This window comes from Novosphingobium sp. Chol11 (assembly GCF_945870625.1).
Lineage (GTDB): Bacteria > Pseudomonadota > Alphaproteobacteria > Sphingomonadales > Sphingomonadaceae > Novosphingobium.
In genome coordinates, this window is record NZ_CAMBTS010000095.1 from 1 (window position 1) to 12,467 (window position 12,467).

At 64.9% G+C, this 12,467-nt stretch carries 11 protein-coding genes; 7 read left to right on the forward strand and 4 right to left on the reverse strand.

Features of this window, described 5'->3' with window-relative positions:
• Nucleotides 1–397, forward strand: a 397-nt coding sequence (locus Q0O40_RS12960) for a DUF2750 domain-containing protein (RefSeq protein WP_295530533.1), incomplete at its 5' end; no start/stop codon positions are given.
• A 76-nt stretch (nt 398–473) separates the two neighbouring features.
• Here Q0O40_RS12960 and Q0O40_RS12965 read toward each other — a convergent pair.
• Complete coding sequence (locus tag Q0O40_RS12965; RefSeq protein WP_295530535.1) at nt 474–1,478, reverse strand: LacI family DNA-binding transcriptional regulator; 1,005 nt, start codon at nt 1,476–1,478, stop codon at nt 474–476.
• 153 nt (nt 1,479–1,631) lie between these two features.
• Here Q0O40_RS12965 and Q0O40_RS12970 point away from each other — a divergent pair, with 153 nt between their 5' ends.
• The 3 genes from Q0O40_RS12970 (at nt 1,632) to Q0O40_RS12980 (ending at nt 5,044) form a co-directional block, all read left to right on the forward strand.
• Entirely contained in the window at nt 1,632–2,183 is a 552-nt protein-coding gene (locus Q0O40_RS12970; protein WP_295530538.1) for a glutathione peroxidase, read from the forward strand.
• Nucleotides 2,184–2,193: 10 nt separating this feature from the next.
• Nucleotides 2,194–3,123 (forward strand): glutathione S-transferase family protein, encoded by a 930-nt coding sequence (locus tag Q0O40_RS12975; RefSeq protein WP_295530541.1) that lies wholly within the window; start codon nt 2,194–2,196, stop codon nt 3,121–3,123.
• An 85-nt stretch (nt 3,124–3,208) separates the two neighbouring features.
• A complete protein-coding gene (locus Q0O40_RS12980; protein WP_295530544.1) occupies nt 3,209–5,044 on the forward strand; it encodes a DUF885 family protein in 1,836 nt (611 codons plus the stop codon).
• A gap of 160 nt (nt 5,045–5,204) precedes the next feature.
• Here the strand turns inward: Q0O40_RS12980 and Q0O40_RS12985 are convergent, their stop codons facing one another.
• The 3 genes from Q0O40_RS12985 to Q0O40_RS12995 are packed head-to-tail and all read right to left on the reverse strand — an operon-like array spanning nt 5,205 to nt 9,461.
• On the reverse strand, nt 5,205–6,272 hold the full coding sequence (locus tag Q0O40_RS12985; RefSeq protein WP_295530547.1) for a lipocalin-like domain-containing protein: 1,068 nt from the start codon (nt 6,270–6,272) through the stop codon (nt 5,205–5,207).
• Entirely contained in the window at nt 6,269–8,785 is a 2,517-nt protein-coding gene (locus tag Q0O40_RS12990) for an ABC transporter permease (protein ID WP_295530552.1), read from the reverse strand. Before Q0O40_RS12990 ends, Q0O40_RS12985 begins: the two co-directional genes overlap by 4 nt.
• Nucleotides 8,778–9,461, reverse strand: coding sequence for an ABC transporter ATP-binding protein (locus tag Q0O40_RS12995; RefSeq protein WP_295530554.1), 684 nt, complete (start codon nt 9,459–9,461; stop codon nt 8,778–8,780). The genes Q0O40_RS12990 and Q0O40_RS12995 overlap by 8 nt, the downstream gene beginning before the upstream one ends.
• A 159-nt stretch (nt 9,462–9,620) precedes the next feature.
• Between Q0O40_RS12995 and Q0O40_RS13000 the strand changes: the two genes are divergently transcribed.
• The 3 genes from Q0O40_RS13000 to Q0O40_RS13010 all read left to right on the forward strand — a co-directional run bounded on the left by Q0O40_RS13000 (nt 9,621) and on the right by Q0O40_RS13010 (nt 12,454).
• The gene (locus Q0O40_RS13000; protein WP_295530557.1) at nt 9,621–10,241 is read left to right on the forward strand and encodes a glutathione S-transferase family protein; all 621 of its coding nucleotides are present in this window, start codon (nt 9,621–9,623) and stop codon (nt 10,239–10,241) included.
• 327 nt (nt 10,242–10,568) lie between these two features.
• Nucleotides 10,569–11,087, forward strand: coding sequence for a nuclear transport factor 2 family protein (locus tag Q0O40_RS13005; RefSeq protein WP_295530560.1), 519 nt, complete (start codon nt 10,569–10,571; stop codon nt 11,085–11,087).
• Nucleotides 11,084–12,454: an aromatic ring-hydroxylating dioxygenase subunit alpha gene (locus Q0O40_RS13010; RefSeq protein WP_295530563.1), complete on the forward strand. Its 1,371-nt coding sequence runs from the start codon at nt 11,084–11,086 to the stop codon at nt 12,452–12,454. The genes Q0O40_RS13005 and Q0O40_RS13010 overlap by 4 nt, the downstream gene beginning before the upstream one ends.
• The last annotated feature ends 13 nt before the right edge of the window (nt 12,455–12,467 follow it).

Sequence of the window (12,467 nt, forward strand, 5' to 3'; positions counted from 1 at the left end):
GGACGTTCCAGATCCCCGCTCAAACTTATGCATGAGCCTTTCAGCATCAAACGCGGAGATCTTTTTTGCCGAAGTCACCGAGGGCGGATCGGTTTGGGCGATCCGCGACTTGGCTGGGTTTCCGACGTCCACCAGTGCTTCTGGTGAAATTGCGATGCCGTTCTGGTCGAAAAAGAGCCGCGCAGAGAAGATTATTGAAGGTGTCAAAGCCTATTCGAACTTCGAGCCTTTCGAGCTGAGTTTGGCCGAGTTCATCGAGAATTGGCTTCCCGGTTTTGAAGGCGATGGTTTGTTTGTGGGACTGAATTGGTATGGCAAGCGAGCGACTGGCTACAACAGCAGCCCAGCAGATGTTTGCGAGCGATTGATCGGGGCAAACCCATCGGTTCAGAAATAGGTCAATGCGATAGGCCGTCCGCTAACCGCCATTCCCAGTCACCCCCTCCTCGCGCTCACAAACAAAACCCCCAAACCTAAGCCGACCCCCGCAAAATTAGCTCAGGCATCATCGAAACTGAGGCGACCTCGCCGCCTTCCATCCGGCTGAACAGCATCTGGATCATCATCTCGGCCCCGCGTGCCACATCCTGCCGGATCGTGGTCAGCGGCGGGGTGGTGTGGCTGGCGACCATCACGTCGTCGTAGCCGATCACGCCCACATCCTGCGGCACCCGCTTGCCATGCACCGCCAGCGCCCGCAGCGCGCTCATCGCGATCACGTCCGACGCGGCCACGATGCCATCGGGCGGCGGATTCTTGCCGAGGTAGGCCTCGATCGCGCCGTAGGAGCTTTCGCTGGTGAGATGCAGCGGCAGCAAGGTTCCCGCGCCGTGCCCGGCGGCACCCAGCGCCTGCGAGAAACCGGCAAAGCGCGCCGCAAACTCCGGCACCTCGACATTGCCGAAGAAGGCCAGCCGCTTGCGCCCCTGCGCCAGCAAATGCTCTGCCGCCATTCTGCCGCCCGCCACGTTGTCCGAACCGACCGTGATCTGTTCCGATCCGGGCTGGTCTGCGCCCCACACGATCATCGGGCGATAGCGCTGCGCCACGCGTTCGATCACCTCGATCTGGTTCGATTGGCCGATCAGCACCACGCCGTCCACCCGCCCCGCATCGACGATCCGGTCGAGCCAGCGATCGTCGGTGGGGATCACCCGCGAGAGCAGCAGATCATGCCCGCGACCCGCAATCGCATCGGCCAGCGGCCCCAGCAGGCTCATGAAAAAAGGATCGGACAATGTCTGGTCCGCCTCGTGGCCCAGCGGCAGCACCACGCCGATTGCGCCGGTGCGCCGCAGACGCAAGTTGCGCGCCGCCTGATTGACCTGAAAACCATGCTCCTGCGCCAGCGCCACGATCCGGCTGCGCGTCGCCTCCGCGATCACCGTATTGCCCGCGAGCGAGCGCGAAACGGTCGCCACAGATACCCCGGCGAGTTCGGCAAGTTGCGCAAGCGTGGATACGGTCGAAAGCTTCATCACAACTCTCTGTCACGTCAGGCCGCGTTCGCCAACCGGGTTTGCGCACGCGCTTCCCTCCGCGCGCGGTATCTGCCTTTTCGCCAAGCAAAAGACGTTTGTACCTCGGGGATAAAACGCTAGCATAGGGTGCAACCATCCCGGAGAGCCCCAATGACCACCACGATGCAATCCATCCCCCTCAAAACCATCGACGCCAAAGACGCCTCGCTGGCGGACTACGCCGGCAAAGTGGCGCTAGTGGTCAATGTCGCCTCCAAGTGCGGCCTGACCCCGCAGTATGATGGACTGGAAAAGCTGTACTCAGAATATCGCGATCAGGGTTTTGTCGTGCTGGGCTTTCCCGCCAATGATTTCGGCGCGCAGGAGCCGGGCACCGATGAAGAAATCGCCGCGTTCTGCAGCGCCACTTTCGGCGTCGATTTCCCAATGTTTTCCAAGATCGCGGTCACCGGCGCGGACAAGCACCCGCTCTATCAAGCGCTGACCGCCGCCGTGCCGCTGGCGCAGGGCGACAAGGAAAGCTTCCGCGAGACGCTGCGCGGCTATGGCATGACCCCGAACCCCGATCCCGAAGTGCTTTGGAACTTCGAGAAGTTCCTCGTGGGCCGCGACGGCGCAGTTATTGCGCGGTTTGCCCCGACAACGGCAGCGGACGATGCCGAACTGGTCAGCGCGATCAAGGGCGCTCTGGCAGCGGCATAGGAGCAGCGCCATGACCGAACTCATCCTGCATCACTATCCCGAGTCGCTGTTCTCGGAAAAAGCGCGCGCAATGCTCAATGCCAAGGGGCTGGCCTGGCGCTCGGTGATCATCCCGATGATCATGCCGCGGCCCGACACGATCCCCTTGACCGGCGGCTATCGGCGCACGCCGGTGATGCAGGTGGGCGCGGATGTCTATTGCGACACCGCGCTGATCGCCGCCTATCTGGATGACAAGGGCACCGGCCCGACGTTCTTCCCGGCGGCACACCGCCTCGCCGCGCAGACCCTGGCGCGGTGGGTCGATACCGAGTTGTTCTGGTGCTCGGTCACTTTGCGATTCCTGCCCGAAAACATGGGCAACTTTTTTGCAGAGCCCGGCTCGGCCGCCGCCTTTGCCGAAGACCGCGCCAATTTTGCCCAAGGGGCGGTGGTCCGGCGCTTCTCGGTCGATGAAGCCGTGGCCTGCTACGCCACCTTTCTCGGCGAGATGGAGGCGCAGCTGGCCGATGGCCGGGCCTACCTGTTCGGTGCCGATTGGAGCATCGCCGATTTCTCGGTCTATCATGTGCTGTGGTTCATTCATGCTGGCGGCGGCATGCTCGATTGGCTGGAGCGCCATCCCCATGTGGCCGCGTGGCACGCCAGAATGCGCAGCTACGGCGAAAAGCCTTGGCATGACCTATCAGGACCGGACGCGCTCGCTATCGCGCTAGCGTCCGAGCCAGAGGCTGTGGAGCATGGCAGCGACATGCCGGAGATCTCGGTCGGCAGCCTCGTCGATGTCGGCCCGCTCGATTATGGCGTGATGCCCACGCGCGGCACGCTGCTGAAATGCGACGTCGCAACCATCGTGATCCGCCGCGAACACACGCTCACCGGGCCGGTCAACGTCCACTTTCCCCGGCATGGTTTTGGCATAAAAAACCTGCTGTCCTGAGGTTCGGATCCAGCGGCGCACCGCTCGGTCTTGTTCTTGATGAATATGTGCCCGCAAAGCGCGAAACATCCAGCAAGGACCAACAATGCCCCATTCCCTGCGTGCCAGCCTTGCCGCCCTTGCAATCGGTCTGCTCCTTCCGGCCCAGGCCGCATCTGCGCAGGCATCGGCACCGAATGAGGCCGCGACAAACAGCGAGGATGCCCGCCTCACCGCGTTTCTCGATGCCGAATTTGCCGAATGGCTCAAACAGCAGCCGCAGCTGGCGACCCGGCTCGGCATCAAGGACGGCGGGGACCGCTGGAACGATATCAGCGATGCCGCCGCTGCGGCCCAGACCGCGTGGCTTCAAGACAGCGTGAAGCGCACGCGCGCGCAATTCGATCGCGCCGGATTGTCGTCTGCCGCGCAAGTCAGTTTCGATCTCTGGGCGCTTCAGGCGGAGCGCGCAGTGCTGTCAAACGCTGATCGCAAGTTCCGTCCGCCGTTCTATTCGCAGCTCTACTCGGTGCACAGCCAGTTGCCCGACTTCCTGATCAATACCCACAGCGTGGCCGACGCTGCCGATCTCGACAACTACATCGCCCGCCTGCGCGGCATTCCCGCCGTGTTCGACGAGGCCATCGCCCGCACCAAGGCAGGCGAAGCCGCCGGCATTCGTGCGCCGAAGTTCCGGAACGAAGACACCATCACCAGCAGCGAGAAGCTGATCAGCGGTGCCCCCTTCGGCCCCGGCCCGGACGCCGCGCTCTGGGCTGATGTCAAAACCAAAACCGCCGCGCTGGTGCAGCAGGGCAAACTGACCCAAGCCGATGCGGACAACCGACTGGCGCAAGCGCGCGAGGCCATTCTCGCGCTGAAACCTGCTTATGAGCGCGTGATCGCATGGGCGCAAGCTGACCTCGCCGCTGCCCCCAGCGGCCGGGTCGGCGCGATCTCGCTCGCCGGCGGCGCGCAGTATTATGCGAACGAGCTGACGCTCAACACCACCACCGATCTCACGGCCGAGCAGATCCACGCCATCGGCCGCGCCGAAGTGACGCGCATCGAGGGCGCGCAGGATGCCCTGGCGCGGCAGGCTGGGCTGAAAGACCGCGAGGCCTTTTATGCGCAGCGCGTGCAGCTCTATCCGCTGCGCGCCTATGATGATGCCATGCGCACCGAATATCTGGCGGCGGCCAACGCCTTTGTCGCCAAGACCCGCTCGATGCTCGGGCGCTATTTCGGCATGCTGCCTGCCTATCGCATCGAAGTGGTGCGCGAACCCGCGTTCTCTGAAATCCCCGGCGGCGCCGCGCATGCCTCTGCGCCCAGCCCGGACGGTTCGCGTCCCGCACGCACTTATGTCCACCTTGTCGGCACCCCCAAAGATCCCGCCGCGCTCTACACGTTGATGTGCCATGAAGCGGTGCCGGGCCATAACATGCAGGGCGACATTCAGGTGCGGCAAAAGGGCGCGCCGAAGTTCCGGGCCGCAAGCTTCTATGTCGCATTCGGCGAAGGCTGGGGGCTTTATTCCGAAGCACTATGCAAGGAAATGGGCGCGTTCCCCGATATCGCCGCCGATTTCATGCGGCTTGATGCAGAACTGTTTCGCGCGGCGCGGTTAGTGGTGGACACCGGCATCCATGCCAAAGGCTGGACCGAGGAGGAGGCAGTCGCCTACCTCAACCAGACCGGACGCCAGCCGCCAGAAACCGCCCGATCCGAAGTGCGCCGCTACATCACCCTGCCGGGGCAAGCGACCGGCTACAAGATCGGCATGCTCAAGATTCAGGAGCTGCGCGCCAAGGCGCAAGCAGCGCTGGGCGCGAAATTCGATATCCGGGGCTTCCACGATTTGCTGATCGCCGGAGGGACGCTGCCGCTCTCGATTCTGGAGCGCCGCGTGAACGAATGGATCGCCGCGCAATCCTCTTAGAAAGGAGTGCGTAAAACCTGCATCTTAGCCTCGCTCATCCTGAGCTTGTCGAAGGGTGTTGGCGCAACGGTTCTTCTGCGATGCTTTGCCAAGCTCAGCATGTGCGGGTCTTGGTTCGGTTATTTCATGATTATCGCTCGATGCTTTAGGCTGCCCCCAATCACATTTTCATCGGCGCGGCATAGCCGGTAAGTTCGAGATAGCCGCTGCCGCCCGGCGTCGTCACCGCGCCTTCCCAATAAATCGGCAAGCCGCTGCGGCGTGCGTCCAGTTCCTGATCCGCCATGAACGGGGTCAGCGCAAATCTGCGCACGCCTTCGGGCAGGCGGATCGTGAGCGTTTGCGCGATGGGATAGGTCGCGCCGGTGCGCGGCGAGGTCCAGCGGCGCATCGGCACAAGGCTTACATCGCCCGGTGCCAGCACCACCACCGCGCCGCCCGCGCGGCGAAAGCTACCCCCGGCCCATAGCGTCGATCCATCTCGCCGCCGGATGCGAAATGCCATCAGCGCGCTGCCGTCATCGAAATTCAGCCCGGTCCAATCCCAGCCCGCTGCCACCGGATTAAGGTAACTCGATGACCATTCTCGGTCCAGCCACGCCTTTCCGCTGACTGATCCGCCCGCCTTGCCGCGCATGATCGTGCCCGAAACGCGCATTTGCGGCAGCGAATAGTAATAGCTCGCCTCTGATGGCTTGGGGCCTTTGCGACTATACCCGCCCTGCCCTTCAAGCAGCGGCGGCTGGCTCGGCGTGAAGGCCAGATCGAGCGTAAAGCCCTTGGCGGCAATGCGCGTGGTGAACTGCCCGTCCGCCAGCCTGACCAGCCGCCAATCGCGGATAGTGATATCCGCATCACCCACTTTTGCGCCCGCCAGACCAAACCCCGCGCGCGCCGCGCGCTCGTCATGCAGGATGTGCCCGGTCGCCGGATCAGACAGCGCGACATGCGCAAACAGGACCTGTTTGGCCGCAAATGCGCTGGCATTGTTGGGATCGACCGGCAGGCGTGAGCGGAAGAACGTGACCTGAAAACCCAGCCGCTTGCCGTCGACGCCTGCCACGATGCCGGTCACATACCACCATTCGGTGCGATATTCGGGATGCGCGCCATGATCTGCGGGAAAAGCGAACGTCCGCCCGGGCGAGACCACAGGATAAACCACCGGCGGCGCGGCAGAGGTCGCGGCCATTAGCGCCAGCGCCATGATCGCGTGCGCCCGCTTCACCAGTCCGCCCTTACCGCGCGCACTGCATCGACCGACAGCGCCCGCCGCCCGGCGAGCATCGCGGTGGCCGAAGCCGCCACAGTCAGCGCGGCGATCACCGACGCCATCAACCCCAGCGGAAAGCGCGTGCTCATCGTCCAGTTGAACGATTGCGGATTGACGACGTGGATCAGCACCTGGCTGATCGCGATGCCCAGCAGCACCCCCGCCATGCTGCCCACCAGCCCGAGCAGCGCGCCCTCGCTGCCCAGCATCGCCAGAACCTGCCCCCGGCTGACCCCGATATGGCGCAGCATGCCGAATTCGCGCGTGCGCGCCAGCGCCTGCGCCGATGTGGTCGCGGCAACGCCCGCCAGCCCGACAATGATCGCGACCGCCTCGAGCAGATAGGTAATCGCAAAGCTGCGATCGAACAGTGTCAGCGCAAAGCGGCGCAATACGGCAGGCTGCGCGGTCTGAACCTGCCCCTGCAGCGCGGGCGGCGATGCTGCGATGAGCGCGCGGCTGACGCTGTCCGCGCTGGCCCCGGGCGCAAGCACGACCATCGCCGCATCGCGCGCTAAGTCGCCGCTCATGCGCTCGTAATCGCTGCTTTCGATGGCAATGGCCCCCTGCTGGCGCGCATAATCGCGCCACACCCCAGCGACAGCAAAGTGCTCGCCGTGGCCGAGCGGCAGGCGCACGCTTTGGCCCGCAGAGCGCCCCAATATCCGCGCGGCAGGCTCTGACAGCCACACCGGGATCGCCCCGCGTGGCGGCCGCACCGCGCTGCCGATCAAGGTCATCGCCTCCATCGCGGGCATGACCGGGCGCGCGATCAATTGCATCGGCGGCTGATCGGCGGCCAGCACCAGCGGCACCGTGCGGCTGAACATGATCCGCTCGACCCCTTTCACGCGGGCCAGTGCGCCTTGCGCCGCGGGGTCAAACCCGCCCGATCCCGGATCGCTGCGCAAATAAAGGTCGCCGCTCAGGATATCACCCAGCCATTCGTCCACCGCGCCGCGAAAGCTGGTGACCATGATCGCCATCGCGATCATCAGCGCGGTGCTCGCCACGATCCCGCTCAGCGCGCTCGCCGCCGCGCCCGGCGTGCCGCGCAGATGCTGAACCGCCAGATCGAACGCAAACGCGCCGCTCGGCCGCCGCGCCAGCGGCGCGAGCAGCAGCCGCGCGACCCCCGGCATTGCAGCAATCCCGGCGGCGAGCAACAAGGCAATGGCCAGATAGCCGAACAGCGGCAGCCGCGCCGCCGCCGGCATCAGCGCCGCCCCGATCCCGAGCCCCGCCAGCACCAGCGGTACCATGAGCCCCGGCCGTGCGCGCGGATCGAGCGCATCGCCCGCATTCTTGAGCGCCACCGCAGGTGCCGCCCGGGCGCCGTCCAGCGCGGGCAGAACGCTGCCACCAATCGCCGCCGCCATGCCCAGCGCGAAAAATGCGAGCGCGGCTCCCGGGGCAAAGATCAGCGGCGGAGGCGCATCGCCGAAGTAGCCGCCGCCCAGATCCCCGCCAAGCAGCGCCATCGCGCCTGCCGCCAGACCATAGCCCAGCAGCAGCCCCAGAACCGACCCGGCCAGCCCGGCCAGCGCACCTTCGGTCGCGACCAGCGCGATTAGCGCGCGCTTCTGCATCCCCAACGTGCGCAGCAGCGCAAAGGCCTGAAGCCGCCGCGCGACCGAGAGCGACTGTGTCGCATAGACCAGAAAGCTCCCCGTCAGCAGCGCGACGAGCGCCAGCATATCGAGGTTCACCCGGTAAGCGCGCGACAGCGCATCGCTCTGCGCCGTCTGATCATCACCGTCGCTCAGGATCGCATCGGGCGGCAACAGCCGCGCCAGCGCAAGCCTTGCCGCGCCAGGCTGCGCGCCGTCCGCCAGCTTCAGATCGATCCGGTCGATCCGCCCCAACCGGCCGAACAAGCTCTGCGACGCCGCGATGTCGATCGCCCCCAGCCGCTGCCCATCGGCCACTGCCGGCAAAGTCCCGCGCACCACCATCGTCTGCGTGTGCCCGTTCGCGGTGATCGCCAGGCTATCGCCCACCCGCACCCGCGCCGCCGCCAGCGCCGCGCGCGAGAGGAACAGCGCGTCGCTCGCAAAGGGATCGGTCGCCCCGGTCCCCGGCCCGCTCGCGCTCACGCCGATCGTCGTCGGCGTCACGTTCGCCGCGCGGATCACATCGAGGCCGAGCACCGGTATCGCCTCGCCGCTCGGCGACTTCGCTTTGAGCATGACCACCGGGCTGGCGTCTGCCACCCCCGCCGCCAGAGCGACCCGGCCATAAAGCGCCTCGTCCATGCCCAGCGCGCTGGTGGCGGTGATCTGGAGATCGGCCGCGCCGTTCACCGTGCGGATTGCCTGCCCGAACGAGGCGAGCGCCGAGCCGTTGACCAGATGCACCGCAAAGCCCAACGCGACGCCCACGGCAATCGCCAGCGCAGCCACAGCGATGCGCCCCGGATGTTGGCGCCACTCGCCCGCGATCATCCAGCGCAGCGCCGCGTCAGCCATCGGCGGCGACCAGTCCCGATGGGGTGAGCCACACCGTGCGATCCGCAATCGCCGCCGCCGCCGCCGAATGCGTAACCAGCACCCCCGCCGCGCCACGTTCGCGCGCAGCCTTGCCAAACAGCGCCAAGACCAGCGCGGCGGTTTCGGGATCGAGATTGCCGGTCGGCTCATCCGCCAGGATCAGCGCAGGGCCATGGATCAGCGCCCGCGCAATCGCCACCCGCTGCATCTCGCCGCCCGAAAGATCGCGGGCATAATCATCCCCGCGCGCGCCCAGCCCGACCTGCTCCAGCATCGCATCGGCGCGGGCCAGCGCCTCTGCCGTGCCCGTTTTGCCGATCGCCAGCGGCAGCGCCACATTGCGCCGCAGCGTGAGGTAGGGAAGGATATGAAACGCCTGAAACACAAAACCGATCTGCCGCCGCCGCAAATCGGTTAGTCCGCGCTCGTCCAGCCCGCCCAGCCGCGTCCCCGCGATCACGACCTCGCCGCCGTCGGGATGATCCAGCCCGGCGATCAGATTGAGCAGAGTCGATTTGCCCGATCCGGATTCGCCCATGATCGCCACCAGATCGCCCGGCGCGACATCGAGCGTGAGGCCTGAAAACAGCACCCGCCCGCCCGGCACCGATTTGCTGAGCGCCCGGATCTGTAGCCGGGCATCAGGGGCGGGCATGGGCGATTGCGGTGACATGCGAGTGCCTCAAGATTGCGTGGCCGTCATCCCTACACGGCGCGGCCCCCGCGCAGAAGCCACCCTCTTGGCCCAGTTCGGCCTTGAGCAATGCGGCGCGGGCGGGCACCATCGTGGCAAAACAGAGGGATGCCGCCTGCCATGATCGAGCTCTATCACTGCCATAATGCCCGCTCGTTCCGCGCGCTCTGGGCGCTGGAGGAGCTGGGGCTGCCCTATTCGCTCCACATGCTGCCCTTCCCGCCGCGGCTGCTCAGCCCCGAATACCTTGCGCAAAACCCGCTCGGCACCATCCCGCTCTTGATCGATGGCGAGACCCGGATGACCGAATCCGCCGCGATCCCGCAGTATCTCGCAACCCTCTATGGCCCAACCCCGCTGGCGGTTGGCACGGAGGAGGCGGATTATGGCCTGTGGCTCGATTGGATGCACCGCAGCGAGGCGACGCTGACCTTCCCGCAAACGATCGTGCTGCGCTACACCCGGCTGGAACCCGAGGAGCGCCGCGCGGCCCAAGCAGCCGATGATTACACCCAGTGGTTCCTCTCGCGCCTGCGCCATCTTACCCGCGCCCTGGCCGACCGCGAGTGGCTCTGCGCCGGGCGCTTCACGATGGCGGACGTGTGCACCGGCTTCGCGCTGCTCCTCGCACAAGACCTGAAGCTGGACCACAAGTTCAGCCCCGAAATCGCTGAATACTGGCAGCGGCTGAGAGCGCGGCCTGCGTTTCTAGCCGCACAGGCAGCGCAGGGTGCGGGCTAGGTCGCAGTGGTGGGGGGCACCGAAGTCTTGGTCGCGAGGCGACGAAAAGTTGACAGAGTTGACACTGTGTCAACTTTCGATTCAGAGGATTAAGTCTTCCAGATCATAGGCTTGCGTTTGAGAGCGGACAGAGTGACACTTTGCGTCACTGCGCGCTTTGCTGACAATGTCAAAGAGCCGCAGCCCGATTATGACAGTGTGCGAGCGTGTAGGACAGTGGTTTGGTCTAGTCCCTGCTTGCCCACTATCAATCGGATCAGTTCGGCACGCCCGCGATCCGATCTACACCTGAAGCAGGTGGGCACCGCCCGGCCACAGGAGAGAGCCATGCAACCGGATGCTTTGCGCGCATTGGTAGACAGGCACGAGATCAGCGAGCTTTCGGTCCGCTACATGCGCGGGCTCGACCGGCTGGACCTTGATTTGCTCAAATCGGTCTATCACGACGATGCCACCGATGACCGGGGTTTCTATACCGGCTCCGGCCATGGCCTGTGCGAGCTGGCCGTGCAATTGCTGGCAAGCCATTTGGCCAACCATCACATGCTCGGCCAGATGGCGATCGATATCGAAGGCGATGTGGCCTTCGGCGAGATCTATTTTCAGGCCTACCACCGCATTATCCAGGACGGGCTGGAAATGGATTTCATGGTGATGGGCCGCTACGCCGATCGCTATGAGCGGCGGGGTGGCGTATGGAAGATCGCGCACCGCAGCGAGCTTAACGATACCTGCTGGCAACAGCCCGCCAGCGATGACTGGTTCAAGGCCACGCCGCAGGCGCTGCGCGGCGCGCGCGGGGCCGATGATCTGACCTCGCAGCGCGAAAGATTGCGCACGTTATGACAGGCAAAACCATCGAGACTTTGGGGCCCGGCGAAGCGCGCTGCCCGGGGTTATCCACGCGCGACATCGTCATGGCCGACGCCGCCGCTCCGCCGGGCGAGTTCATGGCCGATCACTATGAATTCATGGGCAGCGACGATGTAAGCTACGACGCCTATCTCAGCCCGGACTATGCGCGGCGCGAGGAAGAGCGGATGTGGTCCAAGGTCTGGCAGATGGCGTGCCGGCTGGAGCAGATCCCAAGCCCTAAGGACTTCATCGTCTACGACATCGCCGATACCAGCGTATTGGTCGTCCGCCAGAACGATGGCGGGGTCAAAGCCTTCATCAACAGCTGCCGGCACCGCGGCATGCAATTGGCCAAGAGCGAGGCGCGCGGCCATGCGGCGGTTATCCGCTTCCCGTTTCATGACTGGACCTGGGACACCAAGGGCGAGCTGATGGCGATCCCGTGCAGCTGGGATTTTCCGCATGCCGATAAGGCCGCCTTCGGGCTCGATGCGGTTCATGTCGATATGTGGGGCGGCTTTGTGTTCATCAGCCTTGCCGAAGCGCCTTCACCCTTGCGCGATTACCTGGAAGTCATCCCTGATCTCGATCTGCCGCTGCCGATGGAGCGCAGGCACATCGCCTATCATGTGCAGAAAGTGCTGCCTGCGAACTGGAAGATTGCGGCGGAGGCGTTTCTGGAGGCGTATCATGTGCTCGCCACGCATCCCGAAGGACTGGCCTTTGCCGGCGACGCGAACTGCCAGTACGATGTCTATGGCAAGAACGTCACCCGCTTCCTCCACACCATCGGCTTTCGCAGCCCGCATCTGGTGGGCGAAGGCAACGAGGCGGAAATTCTGCAAGGGATCGGCGGGGGCGCGGCGGGCCTCTCGCTCCGGCCCGGCGAGCGCGCGCGCGATGTTTGGGCGGACCATTTGCGCGGCGCCATGGGGCAGCAATTGGGCGTGGACCTCAGCGCAGTTTCGACCACCCAGATGATGGATTCGATCGAATACTTCTGCTTTCCCAATTTCTTTTTCTTCCCCGGCCTCACCTTCCCGATGGTCTACCGCTTCCGCCCGGTGGCGGGCAAAGTCGATGAAGCGATCTTCGATCTCTATTTCCTGAAACCCACGCCCGAAGGACAGGACGCCCCCGCCGCACCCGAAACAGTGTACCTCGGCCCCGAAGACCGCTTCATAGAAGCGCCCGGCATGGATGCGCGGCTCGGCTACATCTACGATCAGGACGTCGAAAACTTGCGCCAGCAAACCCGCGGCATCAAATCCAGCCGCAAACCCGGCCAGACGCTGGGCAACTATCAGGAAATCCGCATCCGCCGGATGCGCGAGACGCTGGCAGGGTATGTGGGGTGACGGGATTGGGGGG